Source organism: Micromonospora sp. DT44 (assembly GCF_049841635.1).
In the GTDB taxonomy this organism is placed as follows: domain Bacteria; phylum Actinomycetota; class Actinomycetes; order Mycobacteriales; family Micromonosporaceae; genus Micromonospora.
The window spans coordinates 16,174-39,077 of sequence record NZ_JBNCKS010000006.1; the positions used below are offsets into that span (position 1 = coordinate 16,174).

Annotated in this window: 19 protein-coding genes and 1 pseudogene; 10 read left to right on the forward strand and 10 right to left on the reverse strand. The window is 74.6% G+C overall.

Annotated features, from left to right (window positions below):
• The 5 genes and pseudogenes from cbiT to ACLQ25_RS04980 form a co-directional block, all read left to right on the forward strand.
• On the forward strand, positions 1–736 hold a 736-nt coding region (gene cbiT, locus ACLQ25_RS04960), incomplete at its 5' end, for a precorrin-6Y C5,15-methyltransferase (decarboxylating) subunit CbiT (RefSeq protein WP_425729499.1).
• Positions 733–2,457: a precorrin-3B C(17)-methyltransferase gene (cobJ, locus tag ACLQ25_RS04965; protein WP_425729501.1), complete on the forward strand. Its 1,725-nt coding sequence runs from the start codon at positions 733–735 to the stop codon at positions 2,455–2,457. The genes cbiT and cobJ, both read left to right, overlap by 4 nt.
• Entirely contained in the window at positions 2,445–2,636 is a 192-nt protein-coding gene (locus ACLQ25_RS04970; RefSeq protein ID WP_425729503.1) for a DUF362 domain-containing protein, read from the forward strand. Before cobJ ends, ACLQ25_RS04970 begins: the two co-directional genes overlap by 13 nt.
• Positions 2,633–3,229, forward strand: a complete 597-nt coding sequence (locus ACLQ25_RS04975; RefSeq protein WP_425729505.1) for a precorrin-8X methylmutase — start codon at positions 2,633–2,635, stop codon at positions 3,227–3,229. Before ACLQ25_RS04970 ends, ACLQ25_RS04975 begins: the two co-directional genes overlap by 4 nt.
• Positions 3,226–4,122, forward strand: a pseudogene (locus ACLQ25_RS04980) (sirohydrochlorin chelatase); the annotation flags it as partial. The gene ACLQ25_RS04975 and the pseudogene ACLQ25_RS04980, both read left to right, overlap by 4 nt.
• Before the next feature lie 9 nt (positions 4,123–4,131).
• Here the strand turns inward: ACLQ25_RS04980 and ACLQ25_RS04985 are convergent.
• The 7 genes from ACLQ25_RS04985 to ACLQ25_RS05015 all read right to left on the reverse strand — a co-directional run bounded on the left by ACLQ25_RS04985 (position 4,132) and on the right by ACLQ25_RS05015 (position 10,611).
• Positions 4,132–6,288 (reverse strand): FtsX-like permease family protein, encoded by a 2,157-nt coding sequence (locus ACLQ25_RS04985; protein ID WP_425729507.1) that lies wholly within the window; start codon positions 6,286–6,288, stop codon positions 4,132–4,134.
• Positions 6,285–6,965 (reverse strand): ABC transporter ATP-binding protein, encoded by a 681-nt coding sequence (locus ACLQ25_RS04990; protein WP_425729509.1) that lies wholly within the window; start codon positions 6,963–6,965, stop codon positions 6,285–6,287. The genes ACLQ25_RS04985 and ACLQ25_RS04990 overlap by 4 nt, the downstream gene beginning before the upstream one ends.
• Positions 6,962–7,486 (reverse strand): PadR family transcriptional regulator, encoded by a 525-nt coding sequence (locus ACLQ25_RS04995; RefSeq protein WP_357118364.1) that lies wholly within the window; start codon positions 7,484–7,486, stop codon positions 6,962–6,964. Before ACLQ25_RS04995 ends, ACLQ25_RS04990 begins: the two co-directional genes overlap by 4 nt.
• A 91-nt stretch (positions 7,487–7,577) precedes the next feature.
• Positions 7,578–7,940, reverse strand: coding sequence for a fluoride efflux transporter CrcB (gene crcB, locus ACLQ25_RS05000; protein ID WP_425729511.1), 363 nt, complete (start codon positions 7,938–7,940; stop codon positions 7,578–7,580).
• Entirely contained in the window at positions 7,937–8,413 is a 477-nt protein-coding gene (locus ACLQ25_RS05005; protein ID WP_425729513.1) for a fluoride efflux transporter FluC, read from the reverse strand. Before ACLQ25_RS05005 ends, crcB begins: the two co-directional genes overlap by 4 nt.
• Positions 8,414–8,488: 75 nt before the next feature.
• Positions 8,489–9,247, reverse strand: coding sequence for a class I SAM-dependent methyltransferase (locus tag ACLQ25_RS05010; protein ID WP_425729515.1), 759 nt, complete (start codon positions 9,245–9,247; stop codon positions 8,489–8,491).
• Between the two features lie 140 nt (positions 9,248–9,387).
• Positions 9,388–10,611 (reverse strand): MFS transporter, encoded by a 1,224-nt coding sequence (locus tag ACLQ25_RS05015; protein WP_425729517.1) that lies wholly within the window; start codon positions 10,609–10,611, stop codon positions 9,388–9,390.
• 136 nt (positions 10,612–10,747) lie between these two features.
• On the opposite strand from ACLQ25_RS05015, the gene ACLQ25_RS05020 reads away from it, so the two are divergent.
• From ACLQ25_RS05020 to ACLQ25_RS05030, 3 genes are all read left to right on the forward strand, one after another.
• Entirely contained in the window at positions 10,748–11,197 is a 450-nt protein-coding gene (locus ACLQ25_RS05020) for a MarR family winged helix-turn-helix transcriptional regulator (protein ID WP_357118380.1), read from the forward strand.
• A gap of 116 nt (positions 11,198–11,313) precedes the next feature.
• Positions 11,314–12,423, forward strand: a complete 1,110-nt coding sequence (locus ACLQ25_RS05025) for a nucleotide disphospho-sugar-binding domain-containing protein (RefSeq protein WP_425729520.1) — start codon at positions 11,314–11,316, stop codon at positions 12,421–12,423.
• Between the two features lie 55 nt (positions 12,424–12,478).
• Positions 12,479–13,045: a dienelactone hydrolase family protein gene (locus tag ACLQ25_RS05030; RefSeq protein WP_425729522.1), complete on the forward strand. Its 567-nt coding sequence runs from the start codon at positions 12,479–12,481 to the stop codon at positions 13,043–13,045.
• Positions 13,046–13,112: 67 nt separating this feature from the next.
• Here the strand turns inward: ACLQ25_RS05030 and ACLQ25_RS05035 are convergent, their stop codons facing one another.
• Together ACLQ25_RS05035 and ACLQ25_RS05040 are read right to left on the reverse strand one after the other, a co-directional pair.
• Positions 13,113–13,805: a hemerythrin domain-containing protein gene (locus ACLQ25_RS05035; protein WP_425729524.1), complete on the reverse strand. Its 693-nt coding sequence runs from the start codon at positions 13,803–13,805 to the stop codon at positions 13,113–13,115.
• 83 nt (positions 13,806–13,888) lie between these two features.
• The gene (locus ACLQ25_RS05040) at positions 13,889–17,158 is read right to left on the reverse strand and encodes a BTAD domain-containing putative transcriptional regulator (RefSeq protein WP_425729526.1); all 3,270 of its coding nucleotides are present in this window, start codon (positions 17,156–17,158) and stop codon (positions 13,889–13,891) included.
• 277 nt (positions 17,159–17,435) lie between these two features.
• Here ACLQ25_RS05040 and ACLQ25_RS05045 point away from each other — a divergent pair, with 277 nt between their 5' ends.
• Complete coding sequence (locus ACLQ25_RS05045) at positions 17,436–17,663, forward strand: hypothetical protein (RefSeq protein WP_425729528.1); 228 nt, start codon at positions 17,436–17,438, stop codon at positions 17,661–17,663.
• 40 nt (positions 17,664–17,703) lie between these two features.
• On the opposite strand, the gene ACLQ25_RS05050 is transcribed toward ACLQ25_RS05045, so the two are convergent.
• On the reverse strand, positions 17,704–19,815 hold the full coding sequence (locus tag ACLQ25_RS05050) for an AAA family ATPase (protein ID WP_425729530.1): 2,112 nt from the start codon (positions 19,813–19,815) through the stop codon (positions 17,704–17,706).
• Between the two features lie 192 nt (positions 19,816–20,007).
• On the opposite strand from ACLQ25_RS05050, the gene ACLQ25_RS05055 reads away from it, so the two are divergent.
• Positions 20,008–22,899 carry a helix-turn-helix transcriptional regulator gene (locus tag ACLQ25_RS05055; RefSeq protein ID WP_425729532.1) on the forward strand — a complete coding sequence of 964 codons (2,892 nt, stop codon included), beginning with the start codon at positions 20,008–20,010 and terminating at the stop codon, positions 22,897–22,899.
• Positions 22,900–22,904 lie beyond the last annotated feature (5 nt).

Consider the following 22,904-nt stretch of genomic DNA (forward strand, 5'->3'; position numbering starts at 1 on the left):
CGTGCCCGAGCCCGCCGTGCCCGAGCCCGCCGTGCCCGAGCCCGCCGTGCCCGAGCCCGCCGTGCCCGAGCCCGCCGTGCCCGAGCCCGCCGTGTCCGGGTCTGCGCCCGCCTGGGCCGTGCCCGCGCCCGAACCCGTCGCGGTCGGTGGGATGCGCGTCGACAACCAGCCGGCCGCCGCGCCGGTCGGCGGCTGGGCGCTGCCGGAGAGCCGGTACACCCACCGCGACTCGATGATCACCAAGTCGGAGGTGCGTGCCCTGGTCGTCGCGCGGCTGCGCCCCCGGCTGGGCCGCCTCGTCTGGGACGTCGGCGCGGGCAGCGGCTCCGTCGGCATCGAGTGCGCGCTGCTCGGCGCGGCCGTGCTCGCCGTCGAGCAGGACCCGACGTCCGCCGCGACGATCCGGGACAACGCCGCCACGCACGCCGTCGACGTCCGGATCGTCGTCGGGCGTGCCCCGGCGGCGCTGGACGGTCTGCCCGAACCGGACGCGGTCTTCGTGGGTGGCGGCGGCGTCGACGTCCTCACCGCCGTGGTGGCCCGCCGCCCCGAGCGGATCGTGCTCACCCTGGCCGCGCTGGACCGCGTCGCGCCGGCGGTGGCGCTGCTGCGCGCCGCCGGCTACACGGTCGAGGGCAGCCAGCTCGCCGCCGCCCGCCTCGCCGACCTGCCCGGCGGGTCGATCCGTCTCGCGGCCACCAATCCGGTGGTCGTCCTCACCGGGGAGCGCCCGTGAACGACAACACTCCGGCGCGGATCGGCCTGGTGGCGGCCACCGCCGCCGGTCGGCGGCACGCTGACACCCTCGCCGCCGCCTGGCCGCACGCCCGGCTGGTCGAGGGCGACGGCGTCGCCGACGCGCTACGCGCCGCCTGGGCGGAATGCGACGCGGTGGTCGCGTTCCTGGCCACCGGCGCGGTGGTACGCGTCCTCGCGCCGCTGCTCGGCGACAAGCGCACCGACCCGGCCGTGGTGGTCGTCGACGAGGCGGCCCGGCACGCGGTGGCACTGCTGGGCGGTCACGCCGGCGGCGGCAACGATCTCGCCGAGCGGGTCGGCGCGCTGCTGGACGCCCGACCGGTGGTCACCACCGCCACCGACGCGGTCGGGTTGCCCGGGCTGGACACCCTCGGCTGGCCCGTGCGGGGCGCGGTCGCCGCAGTGTCCCGGGCGATCCTGGACGGTGAGCCGGTCGAGCTGGTCGCCGACGCCGCCTGGCCGCTACCCGCCCTGCCACCGAACGTGCGTCCCACCGGCGGGGCTACGGCCGACGGCGGGTACCGGTTGCTGGTCACCGATCGGGTGGTGCCGATCGACGCGCGGACCGCCGTGCTGCGACCGCCGTCGCTGGTCGCCGGTGTCGGGGCGAGTCGGGGCGTACCGGCCGCCGAGGTTGCCGAGCTGCTGCACCGGGTGCTGGCCGAGGCCGGCCTCGACCCGGCGAGCCTGAGCTGCCTGGCCAGCGCCGACATCAAGGCCGACGAGGCGGGCATCCGCAGCACCGCCGACGCGCTCGGCGTACCCCTGGTGACCTGGCCCGCGACGCGCCTCGCCGCGGTCGACGTGCCGCACCCCAGCGAGGTGGTCCGGGCAGCGGTCGGCACGCCGAGCGTCGCGGAGGCCGCGGCCCTGCTCGGCGCGGACGGCCGGGCCGGCGACGGGACGCTGCTGGTGGGCAAGACCGCGACGGCGATGGCGACCGTGGCGGTGGCGCGGCACGCGCCGCGCGGCCGGCTCGCCGTCGTCGGCCTCGGGCCGGGCGCCCCCAACCTGCGTACTCCCCGGGCGGTGGCGGAGCTGCGCCGCGCGGCCGTGGTGGTGGGCCTGGACCAGTACGTCGACCAGGTCCGCGACGTGCTGCGGCCGGGCACGCGGGTGCTCGCCAGCTCACTCGGCGCGGAGGAGGCGCGGGCCCGGGCCGCTGTGGCCGAGGCCGCCGCCGGCCGGGCGGTCGCGCTCATCGGGTCCGGCGACGCCGGGGTGTACGCGATGGCGAGTCCCGCCCTCGAGTACGCCGACGAGCGGATCGACGTGGTGGGCGTGCCCGGGGTGACCGCCGCGCTCGCCGCCGGGGCGCTGCTCGGCGCGCCGCTCGGGCACGACCACGCCTACGTCAGTCTGTCCGATCTGCACACTCCGTGGGAGGTCATCGAGCGACGGGTGACCGCCGCCGCCGAGGGTGACTTCGTGACGGTGTTCTACAACCCGCGCAGCCGCGCCCGCGACTGGCAGCTCGGCAAGGCGCTCGGCATCCTCGCCGGGCACCGGCCACCGGACACGCCGGTCGGGGTGGTGCGCAACGCCAGCCGCCCCGGCGAGCGCGTGCACCTGACGACGGTGGCGACGTTCGATCCGGCCGTCGTCGACATGTACAGCGTGGTCGTGGTGGGCAACAGCGACACCCGGCTGGTCGCCGGGCGGATGGTCACACCTCGGGGGTACCGGTGGCGCTCGTGACGATCGACGCCTGCCAGGGCTGCGGCGCGTGCCTGCGCACCTGCCCCACGCACGCGATCAGGCCGGTCGCCGGCGGCCTCACGGTACTGGCCGACCGCTGCACCGGCTGCCTGGAGTGCCTGGAGATCTGCCCGGTCGACGCGATCCGCGTGGCCGAGCCCTGGGAAGGAGCCCGATGAGCCGGATGGTGCATCCCATCGAGGTCGAGTCGTACCGCATCCTGCGCGAGCGCGTCGACCTGTCGCACCTGCCGCCGTTGAGTCGGGCGGTCACCGAGCGGGTGGTGCACGCCAGCGCCGACCTCGCGTACGTCGACGACCTGGTCTGCGACGAGGCGGCCCTGGAGGCGGGACTGGCCGCGCTGCGCGCGGGCGTACCCGTGGTGACGGACGTCGCGATGGTCGCCGCCGGCATCACCCGGGCCGGCCTGGAACTGGTCTGTCCGGTCGCCGAGCCGGCCGCCGCCGAGCTGGGCCGCGCGGCCGGCATCACCCGCTCGGCGGCGGCGGTGCGGATCGCCCTGGACCGGGTCGGCTCCGGCGCGGTCTGGGTGGTCGGCTGCGCGCCGACCGCGCTCGTTGAACTACTCACCCTGGACGCCGCCCCGGCGCTGGTCGTCGGCCTGCCGGTCGGCTTCGTGGGCGCGGCCGAGTCGAAGGCGGCGCTGCGGGCCAGCGGCCTGCCCGGGGTGTCCAACGTGGGCGAGAAGGGTGGTTCGGCGGTCGCCGCCGCCGCCCTCAACGCCCTGCTCTACAGCGAGGAGAAATCATGACCGGGTTGGTCATCGTCGGGCACGGCACGCGCAGCGCGGCCGGGGTCGACCAGTTCGCGGCGCTCGTCGAGCGGGTCCGCCGCCGTGCGGACATCGGCGACGTCGAGGGTGGCTTCATCGAGCTGTCCCGTCCGCCGCTGACCGACGCGGTCGGCGCGCTCGTCGCGCGCGGCCACCGGAACCTGGTCGCGCTGCCGCTGGTGCTCACCGGCGCCGGGCACGGCAAGGGCGACATCCCGGCCGCGATGGCCCGCGAGCAGCAGCGGCACCCCGGGTTGACGTACCGCTACGGGCGTCCGCTCGGCCCCCACCCGTTGCTGCACACGGCCATCGAGGAGCGCATCGACGCCGCGTTGGCGGACGCCGATCGGACCGGCACGTGGGTCGCGTTGATCGGCCGGGGCTCCACCGACCCGGACGCCAACGCCGAGGTCGCCAAGGTCGCCCGGCTGCTCTGGGAGGGGCGCGGGTACGCCGGCGTCGAGCCCGGGTTCATCTCCCTCGCCGAACCGTCCGTGCCGGCGGTGCTGGAACGGCTGCGCCGGCTCGGCGCGCGGCGGATCGTCGTCGCGCCGTACTTCCTGTTCGCCGGGGTGCTGCCCGACCGGATCGTGGCCCAGTCGGCGGAGTTCACCGCCGCCCATCCCGACCTGGACGTCCGCGTCGCCGAGGTGATCGGCGACTGCGACGCCCTCGCCGACCTGGTGCGCGAACGTTACGACGAAGCGCTGGGCGGGGACATCCGGATGAACTGCGACACCTGCGCGTATCGGGTGCTGATGCCCGGCTTCGCCGACAAGGTGGGCCGCCCGCAGCAACCGCACGACCACCCCGACGACCCGGTGGGCCACCACCATCACCATGGGCATGGGGCGATCGCGGTGGCCACCGGGCCCTGACGCTTACTCGCTGCGGGCCGTCTCCGGGCCGGTGACGCGTTCCAACAGCGGCATGGTCGAGGCGATGACACCCAGGCAGGCGGTCAGGCCGAGGACGACGATCACCGCGAAGCGCGGCGGCGGCGCGACGAGCGTGTAGCCCATCTGTGCCCGCAGGAAGAGGTGCGCGGCGAGCAGGCCCATTCCGATGGCGACGGCGGCGACCGCGAGCATCGGCACCGCGCTCTCCAGGGCGACGACCCGGCGCAGTACCCGTACCGGAGCGCCGCTGAGGCGCAGCAGGCTGAACGGGCGACGACGTTCGGTAAGGCCGCCGATCACGCTTACCGCGAGGCTGCACCCGCCGAGTGCCAGGCTGGCGATGATGATGACGTTCGCCAGCTGTTCCCAGCCGCGCAGCGTGTCGGCGAAGTCCGACTCGAAGTCGCCGGGCACGTTCGGCCCCACCCAGAAGGTCGGGTAGGCGATCTCGAGCAGCGTGCGGGTGCGTTCGATGGCGGCGGTTGAGCCGTCCGTGCCGACCACGACCGCCACCACCGGCAGTCGCCGCAGCTCGTCGAGGGTGAGCGGCGCCGCCCTCCAGACCGTCGCGGGCGATGCCGACTCCTCCCAGCGGCTCAGGCCCAACGGCACCTCGATGACGCTCGCGCCCTCGGCGCACCGGCCGTACGCGTTCGGGAGGTCGGCGCAGGCGATCACCCCGCCCTCGCTGCCGGTGTTGATGTCCGGGGCTTCCCGGATCGCGGTCGCGGACGACACGCCGCTGATCGCCCGCAGCTCGGCGAGGAGCGTGTCCGGCGCCGCCGTCGTCTTCTCGTCGAAGACGGTGGTGACCGTGCCCGCGTCGATCGAGCCGCGCGGGGCCGGGCCACGTTCGTCGACGATCGTGGTGATCACACCGACGGCGACGCTGGTGACGAAGAGCGCGAGCATGATGCCGCTGATCGCCCGGAAGCCCGCCTTCGGGTTGTCGGCGAGGCGACGGGCGGCGATGAGCGTGGCCGGGCGGTTGGCGTACCGGGCCATCACCCGGGCGCCGACCATCGTCAACCAGGGGCCGGCGAACACCAGGCCGGCCATGATGAGCAGCAGGCCGGGCAGGAACACCGCCGCCTGGCCGTCGGACGTCGCGGGCCGGAAGCTGATGGCGAAGACCAGCACGGCGACGCCGAGCGCCATGGGGATCAGCCGGTACGCGCGCGGTGGCCGGGGGGTGACCCGTCGGGTGACGCCCAGCGGCGAGATCCGTACCCGGCGCAGCGAGATCTGGGCCGCCAGCGCCGCGCCGGCCGGGACGCCGAGCGCCACCAGCGAAATGTCCCCCCCCGTGAGGGACATGTCGCCGGGGAAGAACGGCATGCCCGTGAACGGGATGCCCGCGAGCGGATCGCGGAAGGCGTAGAACAGGCCGAAGCCCACGGCGGTGCCGACGACGGCGGCGAGGCCCGCCTCCACCGCGGCGACCAGCGAGATCTGCCGGGGTGTCGCGCCGACCAGGCGCATCGCGGCGAAGCGCTGCTCCCGGCGGGCGGCGCTGAGCCGGGTGGCGGTGCCGATGAAGATCAGCACCGGGAACAGCAACCCGCCGGCGACCACACCCAGGATGAGATCCACCGTGGTCTCGGGGAGCGCGGGCGTGTCGCCGAGGTCGTCGACCTGCCGTGCGTTGGGCAGCTTGCCGACACTGTCCGGTGTGCCGCCCACGATGGCGAGCAGGGTGTCCGGTGAGGTCAGCCCGGACGGTCCGACGGTGCCGAGGTCACGCCCCGGGTACCGGTTCGCGAGTTGATCGGCCGGCTGTGCCGCGAACAGGTCCCGTAGCGCCGGCGAGACGTAGTACTCACCGGGGCCGGGAGTGGTCGGGACGCCCGCCGGGACGGGCGCGGTCGATCCGGTGGCGGCGACGTCGATCCGGATGATCTGCTCGCCGTGGAAGTAGTCGTCCCGGGTCGACCACCACAGCTTGTCGGCAGCACCGGTCGTCAAGGCGTGGGGATAGATCGACGCGTATCGGGTGAGCTGGGCGTCGACGGCGTTGACTCCGGCGAGGGTGGTCAGCAGCAGCCCACTGCCGATCGCGACGGCGGCGGCGATGACGAGCAGGCGGGTGAGTGCCTCCCGGCCACCGGCCACGGCGAGGCGGAGACCGAAGCGGATCATGAGGCGATCCGTTCCGGCGCGTTCACGCGCCCGTCGCGGACCATGACCTCGCGGTCGGCGTACGCGGCGATCCGCGCTTCGTGGGTCACCAGGATGACTGTGGTGCCCTGCTCGCGGGCGGCGCTGACCAGCAGGTCCATCACCTGTTCGCCGGTGAGCGAGTCGAGCGCGCCGGTCGGCTCGTCGGCGAAGAGCACCTGCGGCTCGGCGACCAGGCCGCGGGCCAGGGCGACGCGTTGCGCCTGCCCGCCGGAGAGCTCGCCGGAGCGGCGCTGCTCCAGGCCGTCCAGGCCGAGGCGCGCGAACCAGGCGCTCGCCTTCGGCAGCGCCTGCTTGCGGTGTACGCCGCTGAGCAGCAACGGCAGCGCGACGTTCTCCACGGCGGTCAGCTCGGGGACGAGTTGACCGAACTGGAACACGAAGCCGAACCGGTCCCGGCGCAGAGCGCTGCGCCGGCTCTCGTCCATGGCGTCGACGCGTGCCCCGTCGAAGAGGATCTCGCCGGAGTCGGGCACCAGGATGCCGGCCAGGCAGTGCAGCAGGGTGGACTTGCCCGAGCCGCTGGGCCCCATGATCGCGACGATCTCGCCGGTGTCGACGCTGATGGTCGCACCCCGCAGGGCGGGCGTCTGTCCGAAGGCGAACGTCACGTTGCGGGCTTCGATGACGACGCTCATGGCCGCACCTCCTTGCGCAGGGCGTCCAGTCGGGCGCCGGTCATCTCGATCCACCTGAGGTCCGCCTCCAGGTGGTAGAGGCCGTGGTCGGCCAGGAGCGCGTCGACCAGGTTGCCGGCGCGCTTGATCTCGGTCAGCTCGCGCATCCGGTGCAGGTGTGCCCTGCGCTGGGTGTCGAGGTAGTCGGCGGCCGGCCGGTCCAGCATCAGCGCGAGGACGACCTTGGCGAAGAGCACCGTCTGTAGGTGCGGCTCCGGGTCGACGGGCTGGGTCAACCACTGCTCGACCTCGGTCGCGCCGACGTCGGTGATGATGTAGCGCTTGCGGTCGGGCCCCGCGCCGGGTGCGACGTCGCTGATCACCACCTTGCCGTCGCGGGCCAGGCGGCTGAGGGTCGAGTAGACCTGTCCGAACGGCAGTGGCTTGCCCCGGCCGAAGAAGGCGTCGTAGTCGCGCTTCAGGTCGTAGCCGTGGCTGGGTTCTCGTTCGAGGAGACCGAGCAGGGTCAGTGGCACGCTCATGCCGAGGAGACTACACCGAGGGTATACCTCGCGTATATACCCTCAGGGTGTTCGGCATCGCCCCTGGCCGGGGGCGTGCTGGTGGGACGGGTCAGCCCGTGAGGGCGTGGGTCAGGGCGTAGCCGGCACTGGCCGCGGCGAGCCCGGCGGCGACGCTGCCCGCCGCGTTGGCCAGCGCGAGCAGTCGGCGGCCACCCCTGGCCAGCCGCAGCGTCTCGTAGCTGAACGTCGAGTAGGTGGTCAGCGCCCCACAGAATCCGGTGCCGACGAGTGCGCTGACCGCCGGACCCACCGGGACGCCGACGAGAGCGCCGAGCAGCAGCGAGCCGACCACGTTGACGGTCAACGTGCCCCAGGGGAACGCCGAGGTGTGCCGGGACTGCACGGCCCGGTCGGTGAGGTAGCGCAGGGGAGCGCCGACGGCCGCGCCCAGGGCGATGAGCAGGACGGTCATCGGGCCGCCGCGCCGCTCAGCAGTCGGGCGGTGACGGCGTCGCCCAGCGCGACCGCGACGAGCGCCCCGAGCAGCGTCGCGGCCAGGGAGGCCAGTGCGATGCCCGCAGCGCCCGCGACCAGCGCCTGCTGGATGTCGACCGCGTAGGTGGAGAAGGTGGTGAACCCGCCGAGCACCCCGACCCCGAGGAACGGGCGCGCCAGGGGGTGTCCGCCGCCGAGGTGCCCGAGCACCGCCATCAGCACGCCGATCAGCAGACAGCCGGACGTGTTGACGGCGAACGTCGCCCACGGGAAGCTGGTCGACGCGTGCGGGGCGAGGTGTTGCAGGCCGGCCCGGCCCATCGCGCCGAGCACGCCGCCCGCCGCGATGGCGGCGAGGATCGTCGCGGGGTGTGCGGTCAGCTCACCCCGGTCGGCGGGCACCCGGAGGTCGACGTCGGGGTCGGTGCGCGGGTCTAGCGGCTCTGCCACGGGTTCTCAGCGTACTGCCGCCGCCGGCGGTGTCCGCGTACGGCTCACGGACGCCGGCGGCCGCGCGTGTCGGCCTCAGCGGACGGCCGCGACGGCGGCGTCCGCGCCGCCTCGCCAGAGGGTGCCGACCTGGTCGAAGCCGGCCGCCGTGAGGGCGGTCAGGTGCCAGGAGGCCGGCGGGGTCCACTCGGGGCTGTGCCCACTCGGATAGATCGTCTGCCGCTGGGCGACGAGCGGAGCGAGCGCGGGGTCGGCGCCGGCGCGGGCCCACCAGTCCGACCAGGACAGCGTCGAGCCGGCGGCGTAGCGGGCTTCGCGCCGGTCACGTGCCCGGTCCAGGAGTCGCTTGGTCAGCTCCGGCAGCGCGTCGTCGGGCATGCGGTCGGCGTTGACGAGGACGCCGCCCGGGCGCAGCACGTCGCGCAGTTCGGCGTAGAGCTGCCCGAGCCGGTCGGCCGGCAGCCAGTGCAGGGCGGTGGCGGTGAGGACGGCGTCGTAGTCGCGATGGGGGAGCGCGGCGTGCCAGTCGGGGGCGCCGAGGTCGGCGGTGACGATCGTGGCGCGAGCGCCGAGCGAGGCGTGGGCGATGGCGAGCAGCGCCGGATCGAGGTCCACCAGGGTCACCTCGGCGTCGGGGAAGCGGGCCAGCGTGCGCAGCGAGATGGTCCCGGTGCCACCCGCCAGGTCGAGCACGCGCGGCGCTCGACCGTCGACGACCGCGTCGACGGTGTCGAGCATGGCGGTGAACCGGTGTTCCCGGTCCGGCAGGTACGCCTCCTGCTGGCGGTCCCAGCTCTCCTGCCATGCCCACGGATCGGTGATGTAAGGACTCATGCGAGGAAGGCTAGTTACCGCACCGGAGCGTTGTCCAGACCTTGTTGCACATCTTTTGCAATTGCGAGAAGATGGCAGGGCGATGATCGAGGTGACGCCGGGTCAGGCAACCGCCCGACCCGGCGTCGTCGTCCCGGCGGTCAGGCCGCCGCGCTCGTCAGCTCATCGTCGGCAGTTCGCGCCGGCTCGTTCCGCCGGGCCAGCCGCAGCGCCCCGACGAGGACCAGCAGGCCGGCCAGGGTGAGCGCCGCGCCGGCCCAGATCGGCGAGGTGTAGCCGAACCCGGCGGCGATCGTCACCCCGCCGATCCAGGCGCCCAGCGCGTTGCCGAGATTGAACGCGGCGATGTTCGCGCCGGACGCCAGGGTCGGTGCCTGGCGGGCGTAGTGCATGATCCGCATCTGCAACGGCGGAACGGTGGCGAAGCCGAACCCACCCATCAGCACCAGCGCGACGATGGTCAGGGTCGGGCTCGTCGCGGTCAGCGCGAAGCCGACGAGGACCACGGTGAGCGCCGCCAGGACGGTGACCAGCGTGCGCGACAGCGACCGGTCGGCCGCCCGGCCACCGAGCAGGTTGCCGGCGAAGAGGCCCACCCCGAAGAGGACGAGCAGCCACGGCACCGTGCCGCTGGCGAAGCCGCTGACCTCGGTGAGGGTGTAGGCGATGTAGGTGAACGCGCCGAACATTCCGCCGAAGCCGAGGACGGTGATCACCAGCGACAGCCAGACCTGGGTGTGGGTGAAGGCTCCCAGCTCGCCGCGCAGCCCGCCGGCGGGGCGGTCGGCGTCGGCGGTGTCGCGGGCCGGGATGAGCACGGCCAACCCGATCAGGGCGACCACGCCGATGGCGGTGATCGCCCAGAACGTGGAGCGCCAGCCGAAGTGCTGCCCGAGGAAGGTGCCGAACGGTACGCCGAGCACGTTCGCGATGGTCAGTCCGGCGAACATCATGGCGATGGCGCCCGCGCGACGGGCCGGCGCGACCAGGCCGGCGGCCACCACGGCGCCGATGCCGAAGAACGCGCCGTGGCAGAGCGCGGCGACGACGCGACCGGCCATCATCACCGGATAGTTCCCGGCCACGGCGGAGAGGAGATTGCCGACGATGAAGAGCACCATCAGGCCGAGCAGTACGGGCTTGCGGGGCAGTCGGGTGACCGCCGCGGTGAGAGCGACTCCGCCGACGGCCACGCTGAGCGCGTAGCCGGAGATCAGCCAGCCGGCGACCGGCTCGGTGACCGCGAAGTCGGCGGCCACCTCGGGCAGCAACCCCATGATCACGAACTCGGTGAGACCGATACCGAAGGCGCCGATGGCCAGCGCGATCAGGCCGGGCGGCAGGGACTGTTGGCGTGCGGACATGGTCTTCCCATCGGGGAGGGGTCGGATGTGCAGCGTGTGCAACTACACGCGTTAACAACGAGATGCTTGCACACGCCTTATTCAAGCGCAAGCGTGGTAGCCTGAGCTGCGGTCAGATCACCCCGAGGAGGCCGACATGGGCATCGCCGACGACGCGGTCGAGATTCGCGCCCAGGGCTGGCGCACCCTCGCCGCCCTGCACGGGCTCATCGAGGCGTCCCTGGAACGGGCGTTGCAGGCCGGCCACGAGCTGTCCGTCGTCGAGTACACGGTGCTCGACGCGCTCTCGCGTCAGGACGGCTGGCACATGCGGATGAGCCAACTCGCCCGCGCCGCCGCGCTCTCCGGAAGCGCCACCACCCGCCTGGTCACCCGGCTGGAGCAGCGCGGACTGCTGACCCGCATCCTCTGCGCCGACGACCGGCGCGGCATCTACACCGAGCTGACCCCGGCCGGGTCCGAGCTGCTCGCTCGCGCCCGGCCCACCCACGACCGGGTACTCACCGACGCGCTCGCCGAGGCGCACGCCACCCCCGAGCTGGCCCCACTGGTCGACGCCCTGCACCGGCTGCCGGCCGTCCGCTGACCGCGCGGTCAGCCCGACGACGGGCGTACGGTACCCGGGATCGCCGTACAAGGAGGCACGCGACGCCCCGGTCAGCGGGACATCGGGACCGCTCCTGTCGACATAGGATCGACGCCATGCGTGTGCTGGTGGTCTCCGCTCCGCTGGTCGGGCACGCCTTCCCGTTGGTGCCGCTGGCGGTCGCGCTGCGCGACGCCGGCCACGACGTGCTGCTGGCCACCGGCGGCGGCGCCCTGGCCGCCGCCGACGCCGGTCTGGCCGTCCACGACATCGCGCCGGGCTTCGACTTTGGCCGGATCGCCCGGCGGGTCTTTCTCCGCCATCCGCTGATCGCCCGTGCCGAGATGGCGGGCACCGCCGACACCCGGGGCGCGGGGCTGCTCTTCGGTGCGCTCAACGACCAGCTCACCGATCCGGTCGTCACGCTGGCGACGCGGTGGCGACCGGACCTGGTGCTCCACGAGCCGTTCGCGGTCGCCGGGGCGGTGGCCGCCGCACGGCTGGGCGTGCCCGCCGTACGCCAGGAGAACAGCCTCTTCGACGGCCGGGAGCTGGTCGCCGCCACCGTCGCCCGGCTCGGCGCCGCGCTGCGCCGGCACGGCCTGTCCGAGCTGCCCGCCCCGGCCGCCGCCCTCGCCGTGGCGCCACCCAGCGTCGCGACCCAGGACGGCTGGCCGATGCGCCACACCTCCTACGTGGGCGGCGGTGAGCTGCCGGACTGGCTGCGCGAGCCCGCCGGGCGGCCCCGGATCCTGGTCACCCGCAGCACCCTGACCGGCCCCGGCGACCGGGGCCCGATGCCCGCCGTGGTCGCGGCCGCGCCCGACGTGGACGCCGAGATCGTGCTGGTCCGACCCGACCGGCGTACGGCGGCCCGTCCGTTGCCCGACAACGTCCGGGTCGTCGACTGGATCCCGCTCGACGAGGCGTTGCCGGCGAGCGCGGCGCTGGTCCATCACGGCGGCGCGGGCAGCGCGCTCGGCGCCCTCGCCGCCGGCCTGCCGCAACTGGCCACCGTCGGCCCGGGGGACCGGCGGCACAACGCGGAGCTGGTGGCTCGCCGGGGCGCGGGTCTCGCGTCCCGCCCGGCCGACATCACCGCGCGCACGCTGACCCGGCTCCTCACCGACGAGACCCTGCGGACCGCCGCCGTGCAGGTCAGCCAGGAGATCGCCGCGATGCCACCGCCGTCGGCCCTGATCGCCCGGCTGGCGGCGCTGGTCTGAGCCATCCCCCGCGTGTCCCTGCCGGTCGGCGGCCCGGCGGCGGCAGGATGACCGGATGCGCCACGTCGTGCTGTTCCACTCCGTGTACGGGTTGCGGCCCGCCGTCCGCGCCGCCGCCGACCGGTTGCGCGCTGCCGGGCACCAGGTCACGACCCCCGACCTGTACGGCGTTCCCGCCGCCGACACCGTCGAGGACGGCTTCGCGCTGCTCGACAAGATCGGTCACGAGCTGGTGCTCGACCGGGCCCGCGCGGCGCTGCGCGACCTGCCGCCGCAGACGGTCCTCGCCGGCTTCTCGATGGGCGCGGGGGTGGCCGGGGCGCTCCTCGCCGAACGCCCCGACGCCGCCGGTCTGCTCCTGCTGCACGGCACCGGCGGTGCACCGGACGTGGTGCGGCCCGGGTTGCCGGTGCAGTTGCACGTCGCCGACCCGGACCCGTACGACGCGCCGGACGAAATCGACGAGTGGCAACGGGCGATGACCGCCGCCGGCGCCGATCTGACGGTGTTCCGCTACCCCGGCGTGGGCCACCTGTTCACCGACCCGGCCCTGACCGAGTACGCCCCGGACGCCGCCACGGCGGTCTGGCCCCGGGCGCTGGCCTTCCTCGCCGACACCTGACCGCGCGTCCCCGCGCGGTCAGGTGTCGACCGCGCCACCCCCTCGTCGGCGCGGTCGATCCCACGGTTCAGCTCGCGTTCGCGCCGATGCGTGGGGGCGTGGCCGTGCCGTGGACGCGCTTGGCGTACGTGCGGTAGAGCCGCGGTCCGACGATCGGCATGAGCAGCCGCGCCGGCAGCGGGGCGTGCGCGAGCACCGCCTTGATCACCGCGGCGTCGCCCTCGTACATCGCCATCCCGAAGATCAGCGGCAGGTCCTTCTTCGGGGTGTCGTTGAGCCCGTGCTCACCGAGCTTCGCCCATTCGGCCGCGGTGACGTACCGCTGTGCCATCGGCAGGATCTCGGCCTCTTCGAGGGCCATGTGCTCGGCCGCGACGGTCCGGAGCTGCTCCACGGCGTCGGCCACCGCCGCGCCGTCGTGTCCGGTCCGACGCCAGGCGGGGAGCAGCGCGACGACCGCCTCGTAGGCCTGCTCGATGGCGTGGTGCTGGGCCTGCATCGCGGGAACGACGGTGGCCGCCTCCGCGCCACCTCGCTCGGCGAGCAGCGGCCACAGGAAGAGGTCCTCACCCTCGTGGTGCAGGTGCAACTGCTGGCACAGGAGCGCGGCGTGGGCGCCGACGACCTCCGCGCGCTTCGCGTCGTCGGGCCGTACGTCGCGGACGAGCTGCGGGAGCAGGCCGAGCTCGCGACGGAACATGATGTGCACCATGTACATGTCGCGGACGTCGGCCATCGCTTCCTGGTGGGTCTGGTTCACGATTCCCTTTCCAAGGATTCAACGGGTCGAACACGACGATCATTCGCGCCGCCACTTGGAACCCACTTGGAACCGGGCAGGAGTCAGTCGGCCAGCGCCGCCGTCGCCTGGGCCAGCCAGTGCGGCGACTCCCACCGCCGCGCCAGGGCCGCCGCCAGCCGGAAGTGTTCCGCGGCCTCCTCGGTACGACCCGTCAGACGGAACAGCTCCCCGAGGGTCAGCGCGACCGGCCGTACCACGGCCGCCGTGGTGGGGAGCCCGGCCAGTTGATCACGGAACGGGAGCAGCGCGTCGATCACCGGCTGCGCCAGGTCCCGCCGGCCCAGGGCCACGATGACCATCGCCCGTACGCTCAGCAGGGACGACTGGAAGTAGTCGGGGCGGTAGGTGTGCCGGCCGATCGGCATGGCCCGTGCCTCGTCCACCCGGCCGCTCTCGATCAGCGCCAACGCCAGCAGGTCGTCCACGATCGGCCCCAACGACGGTCGCATCCTGCGCGTCGCCTCCACGTGCCCGCCGAAACGCCCCTGGCTCATCAGCAGGGTCGCCACGGCGAGGTAGTGGAAGGCCTCGGCGTGCAGCGATCCCTGCCGCCGCATCTGCTCGGCGACCTCGTCGTAGTGCCTCCGCGCGGTCCCGAAGTCACCGGCGACGTGCGCGAGCACGGCCAAGGAGCACAGGTGCAGCACCTGGGCCTCCTTGAGCTGGTACGTCTCGGCCAGCTGCCCCTGCCGCGTGACGCTGGCCCGGAGCTGCTCCGGGTCGTTGAGCGCGGCGGCGCAGTGACCGACCACCTGCTCGGCCACCCAGCGCCAGGTCACCAGGCCGTGCTCGTCGGCGAGGTCCCGCAGCTCCCCGGCCAACTCCAGGCGCTGCGGGGCCTCCAACTCGTAGTTCATGGTGCGGGCGCGGGCGGCCAGCGCGAGGGCGCGCAGCTCGGGATCGTCCAGCCGCCGGGAGACCGCCACGGCCTCCCGGCCGGCCGCCACGCCGCGCGGGTCCGCTTCACCGTCCAGCTCGGTGGCGAGCGCGTCGAGCAGCCGGCACCGGGTGACCGGGTCCAGGTGGTCGGCGCGCAACAGCCGCGTGAGCAGCTCGACGGCCGTGTGGTCCACAGCGCCGTACTCGTGTCGCAGCCAGGGGCTCGGCACGGTCCACGCGGTGAAGGCCGCGATGAGCAGTTCGTCGCGGCCGGCCGCGATGGCGATGTCGACGGCCCGCGTCCGCGTCTGCTGGGCGGCGGCCACCGCACCGGCCCGGGCCTGGGCGCGCAGCAGCCGGCCCAGCAGGTCGACCCGGAGCGCGTCCCGGTCCCCGGGCACCGACGCGGCCGCGTCGACGGCGTTGCCGAGCAGTTCGATGGCGGCGTCGTACGCGTACCGACGTTCGGCCAGCTCGGCGGCGCGGACGGCGTACTCGACGGCGAGCGGCGCGGTGTCGGTCGACGCGGCGCGCGAGTAGTGGTACGCCAGGGCCGGATAGTCGTCCGGGTCGAGCCGGCGGGTGACGGCGGCGATCCGGGCGTGCAGGCGGGTACGGCGTAGCTGCGGCAGGTCGCGGTAGATGGTGTCGCAGACCAGACCGTGGACGAAGCGGACCCGTCCCGGCGCCGGCTCGGTGAGCAGACCGGCGCTCAACCCGGCCTCCAGCCCGCCCAGGACGGTGCCCTCGTCGGCGCCGGAGGCGTCGACGAGTGTCCGTACGTCCGCCTCCCGGCCCACGGTCGCGGTGAGGCGCAGCACCGACACCGCCGCCGACGGCAGGTGGGCGAGTCGCCGGCGCAGCACGTCGCGTACGCCCTCGGGCACGTCGGAGGTGGCGACGAGGGTGCCCTCGGCGGCGAGCAACCGGGCCGACTCGCGGACGTAGAAGGGGTTTCCGCCGGTGCGTTCGGCCAGCGCGGCGACGGTGTCCGGATCGACGGTGGTCCTGGCCAGCGCGCCGAGCAGCCGTTCGACCTCGGGCGTCGTCAGACCGCCCAGCGCGATCCGCTGCGGCGACCGGCGGGCCAGGACGGCCATGGTGTCGGCGAGCCGTTCGGCGTTGTCGGCGGGCCGTAACGCCGCGACGAACAGCACCGCGCCCGCCGTCGTCTCGGCCACGCTGGTCAACAACAGCAGCGTCTCGGCGTCCGCGGCGTGCAGGTCGTCGAGCACGACGGCGACCGGTCGGCCGGCGGCCGCGGCGTCCAACCAGGCGGCCACGGCGCGGTGCAGCCGGAACCGGCCGGCGGTGACGTCCCCACCGACCTCCCCGTCGCCCTCGTCGAGCAGCGGTGCGAGCGCCGGGGCGAGAGCACCGGGCGGCGCCTGGAGCGTGAGGTGCCGTAGCGCCTCGACCCACGCCCAGGCCGGCGGGGCGCCCTCGACCTCCGGGCAGCGACCGAGGGCGACCAGCCAGCCGGTGGCGCTCAGGTCCTCGACGAACCGGCTGAGCAGACGCGTCTTGCCGGCGCCCGCCTCCCCGCTGACCAGCGCGACGCGCGGGCCACGTACCCGCGCCTCGGCGGCTGCCTGTCCGAGAGCCGCCAGCTCGGCCTCCCGGCCGACGAACATCTCCTCCGGCCGCTCGGCCCCGACGGCCGTCGTCGCGGCGGCCGGCGGGAGCAGGTCCAGGCGTTGGCCCAGGATCGCGGCCTCGACCTCGACCAGCGCCGGACCGGGGTCCAGGCCGAGCTGGTCCACCAGGGTCGCCCTGGCCCGCCGCAGCGCGGCGAGCGCGTCCCCCTGCCGGCCGGTACGCCACAACGCCAGGGCCAGCAGCCGCCACGCCTCCTCCCGCAGTGGCGCCTGGCGGGTCAGCAGCTCCGCCTCCGGCACCGCCTCGGCGGGGTCGCCGCCGCGCATGGTCACGTCGACCAGCAGCTCCCGGGCGACCAGTCGCAGCTCCTCCAGCCGCAGCACCTCCGGCTGCGCCCACGGCTCACCGACGAATTCGGCGTACGCCGGGCCGCGCCACAGGTCGAGCCCGGCGCGGAGCAGCCGACGGGCCGCCTCCGGGTCGGTCGCGCTGACCGCGCGGGCCTCGGCCAGCAGCGACTCGAACCGGCTGGCGTCGACAGCGTCGGCCGGCACCCGCAGGGCGTACCCGGGTGGCACGGTGACCAGGACCCCCGCCGGCGCCCGGCGCTCGCGGGTCGGCTCCACCACGCGGCGCAGGTGCGAGACGTACGCCTGGAGCGAGACGATCGCCCGTGGTGGGGCGTCCCCCCGCCACAGCAACTCGATCATCCGGCCGACGGAGACGACCTCGCCGCGGGCCGCCAGCAGCAGCGCGAGCACGGCGCGTTGACGGGGGCCGCCGAGGTCGGTCGGTCCGCCGGTGTCGACCTCGACCTCGAGCGGCCCGAGCACCCGTAGAAGCATGACTGCGCCAATCCTAGTCAACGGCGTCGGGCGGTCCGCCGTACCCACTGAACCCTCGGCCTCGGCTACGGTGGCGGCACCGTCACGATCCATGGGGGTACGGCTGTGGTGACCACCGCCTACGACGAGCACGAGCGGCGACGTTGGGCCGGGCGGGCGGCGGCCTTCGACGGCAGTTTCGCACTGCTGTGCGCGCATCCCGCCGTCGCGCTGCTGGACGCCGCGACCGTGGGCGTCGGCACGCGGCTGCTCGAGCCTCGTCGACGTGCGCTGCGAGACGATCACCTGGGTGCACCGCACCGACCCCGAGGCCTGGTGGAGCGGGCCGGCGAACGGCATCAGCGGTCCGGGGCTGTTGATGGAGGCCCAGCCGCCGGCCGTGATAGCTCGCATCCGGGCCGCCTACGACGACCTGACCGCCGCCTACCGGGGGTCGGACGGTCTGCTCGCCCTGCCCACCGCCGCGCTGTTGGCGTCTGCCTCCGTGCCGTAGCGCGGCAGCCGCCACGCCGCCCGTGCCCGGGTCGCCGCCGTCAGGCCGCGGCGGCCAGGTCGCGCAGCGGGGGCGTCACCGGTAATCGGAATCCGGCCTGGGCGCGGCTGGGGCGCAGCGGCGTCCGGGCGCGGCCGACGGGGGTAGGCGCCCCAGGGGCTACGGTCAGCGACGCGACACCCGCCTGCCACGGGGCACCACGGCGGCTCGTCCCGGCCGGCGGCACGTCCGCCGTGATCGCGCGTAGTCGGCGGCGGATCGGCGCGCGGTCGTCCGGGCGCGTCGGCGCGGCGGGCGTGCGGGCCTCCGGGGCGGTGGGAAGCGGTCGGAGATTCGGCGCGCGGTCGGGCGTCGGCCCCGGCGCGTTGGTTGCGCGCCGCTGCTGACCGGCGGACGGCAGCGCCGCGAGTTCGCGGACGGTGTCGGATACCGGATTCTCGGCGGCCCGCCGGGTGAGCACGGCGCGCAGGGCGTGGGGAAGACGCTCGGCGGCGACCTGACGCAGCGCCGGCGCGACGAACGCGTATCCCCGGGCGCGGTCGTCGCGCAGCAGTCCGGCGGAGACGAGGGCGCGCAGCAGGGGAGCGGACCGCCCCGGCCGCCAACCGAGTGCCCGGTCGACGGCCGGGCCGGAGAGCATGCCCGTGAGGGTGCCGGCGGCCATCAGCACCGCCCGGCCCTCACCGCCGAGCCGGTCCAGCTCGGCGCCGGTGCTGCGACGTACCGGCTCGGGCAGCGTCGTCGGGTCCGCGCCCGCCGCGATCGAGGTGACGTATGCGGCGGCGTGCCCGGGCCGGCCCCCGACCAGCGGCAGCAGCCGGTCGACCAGGGCCACCGGCTGCCCGGCGCGGGTCAGCAGGTGGCGCAGGAGGCGGCCGGACTGGACGGCGGCCAACGGACGGATCGGCACCCGTCGGGCGGGGCCCGGCCGGGTGTCGGCCCACTGCGGCTGGTGCACGGTGAGCACGGCCAGCGGCACGCCACGCACCGTGGCCGCGGTGAACAGGTCGTGCAGGAAGCGACTCACGGCCGGCGCGGCACGGTCCACATCGTCCACCGCCACGACCAGCGGCCGATGGGCGGCCAGCCGCAGGAGGGCATCGCGGCAGATCGCCGCGGCGGCGAACGCCTCGGCCGAGGCGTCCGGGGTGGTCAGCAGCCGGTGCAGCGCCGGCACCGCCGCCGCGACGCGGTCGGGCGGGTACAGCGGCGTCAGGGCGTCGGTCAGGCGTTCGCGGACCGCCGCCGGGCCGTCGCCGGGGCGGGTGCCGGCCAGGACGCGGACCAGCTCGGCGACCGGCGCGAGCACCTGATCGGGGTACGGCGGGCAGCCCACCACGCACCAGCGCACCGGCAGCCCGTCCACCGTGTGCAGCGTCCGGCTCAGCTCGTGCAGCAACCGGCTACGGCCGCTGCCGCTCGGGCCGACGAGGGAGATCCAGCGCGGTTCGCGCGTCCGCAGGGCCTCGCTCACCTGCTCGCCGATGCCGGCCAGTTCGCGGCGACGCCCGATGAGTGGGCCGTCGTGCCGGTCGGCGCCGGGACGGGCGGGACCGCTGGCGTGCCACACGGGCATCGGCGCCAACCGGCCGGCCACCGGCATCGGCGCGAGTTGACGCTGGGCGATGAGGCCGGCGGTGGCCCGCGCGGTGACCGCGCACAACGCGACACCGCCGGGTGCCGCGTACCCCTGTAGGCGGGCAGCGGTGGTGATCACCGCGCCGCTGGCCACGCCGTGACCACCGCTGACCGCGTCGCCCAGGTCGACCACCACCTCGCCGGTGGCGATGCCGACGCGCACCCGCAGGGTGATGTCGCCGAGGATGGGACGGCGGTCCACCGCGGCCTGGATCTCCAGCCCGGCCCGAACCGCCCGGTACGCGTCGAAGCCGTCGGAGTGCCGTGCCCCGAACAGCGCCATCACCGCGTCGCCGACGTACTTCTCCACCACGCCGTGCCAGCGGCGCAGCACCCCGGCGACCCGTTCGAAGTAGGCCCGTTGCAGGGCACGGACGTCCTCGGGGTCGAGCTGGTCAACAAGCGCGGTGGAGCCGACGATGTCGACGAAGAGGACGCTGACCGTCCGTCGTTCCTCGGGCACCGGCCAGTGTGGGCGGTCGGTCCGCTGTGTGTCGGCGACGATGGTGATCATGGGTGACGCACCCGACCCTCCCAGGTGATGGGCTGTGACCCTCGGAGATTGGCATCCCTGGGCTGACTGGGGATCGGCAGAACGACGTATGTCGGCCACCCGCAACCTTTAGTCGCAATGTCGACGCGAGGAGTACCACAAGCGGCAGATGGCCGTAGAACGGTCGGGGGGCCTGTGATTAGGCTGCGTGCCATGGCCAGCGATGTGGACACCGCACCGCTCGTGGGCCGGGCCGAGCTGGTACAGACGGTTCGGTCGGCGCTTCTCGGTGACGTGGCACAGGGACAGACGGCCGCGGTCTTCCTTACCGGCGAGAGCGGTGTGGGCAAGACCCGGATCCTCGGCGAGGTCGGCGTCCGACTGCGTGCGGCGGGCGCGTTGGTGTTGACCGGCAGTTGCCTGGACATCGGCGACGCCTCCCCACTGCACCCGTTGCTCCAGGCGCTGCGGCGTTTCGACGCCGACCTGACCGCCGCACAGGCGCGCACCTCCTCGGCCGTACGTGGGCTGTTGCAGGTGTTCGCCGACGAGACCGGCGGCCCGGAGGGCGCGGGCACCCTGCTGGAACGCGTCTCGCGGGGTCTGCACCTGATCGCCGAGGGACGACCGCTGGTGCTGATCCTCGACGACCTGCAGTGGGTCGACCGCAGCACCCGGCAGCTCCTGCTGTACCTGTTGGCCGGTCTGGGCGACCTGCAACTCTCGGTGTTGGCGGCGGTACGCGCCGAATCGTTGCAGGGCGCGCACCCGCTGCGTCGCGTGCTGACCGAGTTGCGCCGGCTACGGACGGTACGGGTGCTCGACCTGTCCCCGCTGGACCGCGCCGACACCGAGCAGCTCGCCGCCGCGGTGGTGGGCCGGCCGCTTCCCGTCGAGGCGGCCGAGCAGGTCTGGCAGCGCAGCGGCGGCAACCCGTTCGTCATCGAGGAGCTGGCCCGCGACCTGCGGGACGGGCGGGACGGGCTGTCCGAGACGCTGCGCGAGATCTTCCTCGACCGGGTCGACGCGTTGCCGCAGCACGCGCACGCCGTGGTGCATGCCGTGGCGGCCGGCGTCGAGCCCGTGCAGCACTGGTTGCTGGCCGAGGTGCTGCACCTGCCCGACGGCGAGTTGATCGAGGCCGCGCGGGCCGCGGTCGCGCACCGGTTGCTGGTCAGCGCCGACGACGGCTACCGGCTGCGGCACCGACTCGTTGCCGAGGTGCTGGCGCACGAGCTGCTGCCCGCCGAACGATCCGGGCTGCACCGCCGCTACGCCGAGGCGCTCACCGCGGCGCCGGGCGAGCTGCGGCAGGCCCGGTTGGCGCATCACTGGCGGCTGGCCGGCGAGCCGGCCCGGGCGTTGCCCGCCGCGGTGGGCGCCGCGCAGGAGGCCGAGCGGCTGCACGGTTACGCCGAGGCGCACCGCCACTGGACGGTCGCGTTGCAGTTGGCCGGCGACTCCGCCTCGCCGGAGGTGGACCGGGTCGAGCTGCTCGGTAACGCGGCCGAGGCGGCCCACCACTGCGGTGAGCACGCCCGCGCCTTGGCGTTGCTGGAGGAGCTGGCCGCGGTGCGGGGTGGCGCGCCGAGCTGCGCGCTGCACATCCGCCGGGCGCGATACCTCGCCGCCGCGGGCCGCTCCGCCCTCGCCGAGAAGGAGTACGAGCGGGCCCTCGACGCGGCGGACTGCTCGCCACGGGAACGGGCGACCGCCGCCGCGCGGCTCGCCGAACTGCTGCTGCACCTGGGCCGGTACGCCGACGCGGGCCGGCGCGCGCGGGAGGCGCTGGCGTTGGCCGCCGAGGTGGAGGGGTCCACCACCGAGGTGGTGCTCGCCAGCTCGGCGCTCGGCTTCAGCGACGCGTACCTGGAGGACCCGGAGGCCGGGCTGGCCGTCGTGCGTCAGGCCCTGGAGACCGCCGAGCGCTCCGGCCAGCCGGAGGACGTGGCCTGCGCGTACCTGCACCTGGCGGAGTTGTTGACCGGGCCGCTGAACATCCTCGAAGAGGGTGTCGTGGTGGCCCGTCGGGGCGCCGAGCGGGTGGCCGAGCTGGGCCTCGGGCGTACCTATGAGACCCGCCTGTTGGCCATCGCCACCAACGGGCTTTTCCGGGTGGGGCAGTGGGCCGAGGCGGAGAAGGTGTTGGCGGCCGCCCTGCGGCACCGACCGTCCGGGGCGGACGCCGTCGAGCTGCTGCTGGCCCGGTGCCGGCTGTCGGTGGGCTACGGCGACATCGCGGCCGCCGACCGGGACCTCGACGCGGTGGCGACCGTGCTGGCCGGGGGCGGTGCCCGACACGTCATCCCGCTGCTCACGCTGCGCGCCGGACTGTCTATGTGGGAGGGCCGGCACGACGTGGCGCGCCAGGCCGTGCAGCGTGGCCTCACCGAGAGCCGCTCGGACGACGTGACGATCCTGTCCGCGCTGGTCTGGCACGGGTTGCGCGCCGAGGCGGAGGCGCACGCCAGCCGTACCGTCGAGGTGGACCCGACGGCGGTACGCCGGTTGCGGGACGTAACCGAGCGGGTGGCGCGCAAGAGCGCCTCCGCGGCCCGACCGGTGCGGTCGGTGGTGGACGGCTTCCTGGCGCTGTGCGCCGCCGAGGTGAGCCGCCTCGACGGCAGCGACCCGGAGCTGTGGGCCGCCTCGGTCGCCGAGTGGGACCGGCGTAACCACCCCTACCCGGCGGCGTACTCGCGGCTGCGCCAGGCCGAGGCCCTGTTGGCCCGACGGAGCCGGGTGGCCACCGCGGGCAAGTTGCTCCGGGAGGCGTACGAGGTGGCGCAGGCGTTGGGCGCGGTGCCGCTGACCTCGGAGATCCGGGAGCTGGCCGGGCGGGCCCGGGTGTCCCTTGCCGAGCGGGACAGCGCCGACGCCGCCGGCTCGGTCGAGCCGGCCGACGACGAGTTGGCGACTCTCACCTCGCGGGAGCGGGAGGTGCTCGCGCTCGTCGCCGAGGGGCTGACCAACCGGGAGATCGGGCAGCGGCTGTTCATCAGCGAGCGGACTATCGGTGTGCACGTGTCGCATATCTTCGACAAACTGCAGGTCCGCACCCGCGTGCAGGCCAGCGCGATCCACCTGCGTAACGCGCGCGGCTGACCACA

What these genes read in the sequence shown, in the direction of transcription:
- ACLQ25_RS04975 (WP_425729505.1), top strand. Translation starts at nt 2,633, where the DNA reads ATGAGCCGGATGGTGCATCCCATCGAGGTCGAGTCGTACCGCATCCTG.
- ACLQ25_RS04985 (WP_425729507.1), bottom strand. Translation starts at nt 6,288, where the DNA reads ATGATCCGCTTCGGTCTCCGCCTCGCCGTGGCCGGTGGCCGGGAGGCA.
- ACLQ25_RS04990 (WP_425729509.1), bottom strand. Translation starts at nt 6,965, where the DNA reads ATGAGCGTCGTCATCGAAGCCCGCAACGTGACGTTCGCCTTCGGACAG.
- ACLQ25_RS04995 (WP_357118364.1), bottom strand. Translation starts at nt 7,486, where the DNA reads ATGAGCGTGCCACTGACCCTGCTCGGTCTCCTCGAACGAGAACCCAGC.
- crcB (WP_425729511.1), bottom strand. Translation starts at nt 7,940, where the DNA reads ATGACCGTCCTGCTCATCGCCCTGGGCGCGGCCGTCGGCGCTCCCCTG.
- ACLQ25_RS05010 (WP_425729515.1), bottom strand. Translation starts at nt 9,247, where the DNA reads ATGAGTCCTTACATCACCGATCCGTGGGCATGGCAGGAGAGCTGGGAC.
- ACLQ25_RS05015 (WP_425729517.1), bottom strand. Translation starts at nt 10,611, where the DNA reads ATGTCCGCACGCCAACAGTCCCTGCCGCCCGGCCTGATCGCGCTGGCC.
- ACLQ25_RS05020 (WP_357118380.1), top strand. Translation starts at nt 10,748, where the DNA reads ATGGGCATCGCCGACGACGCGGTCGAGATTCGCGCCCAGGGCTGGCGC.
- ACLQ25_RS05025 (WP_425729520.1), top strand. Translation starts at nt 11,314, where the DNA reads ATGCGTGTGCTGGTGGTCTCCGCTCCGCTGGTCGGGCACGCCTTCCCG.
- ACLQ25_RS05030 (WP_425729522.1), top strand. Translation starts at nt 12,479, where the DNA reads ATGCGCCACGTCGTGCTGTTCCACTCCGTGTACGGGTTGCGGCCCGCC.
- ACLQ25_RS05050 (WP_425729530.1), bottom strand. Translation starts at nt 19,815, where the DNA reads ATGATCACCATCGTCGCCGACACACAGCGGACCGACCGCCCACACTGG.
- ACLQ25_RS05055 (WP_425729532.1), top strand. Translation starts at nt 20,008, where the DNA reads ATGGCCAGCGATGTGGACACCGCACCGCTCGTGGGCCGGGCCGAGCTG.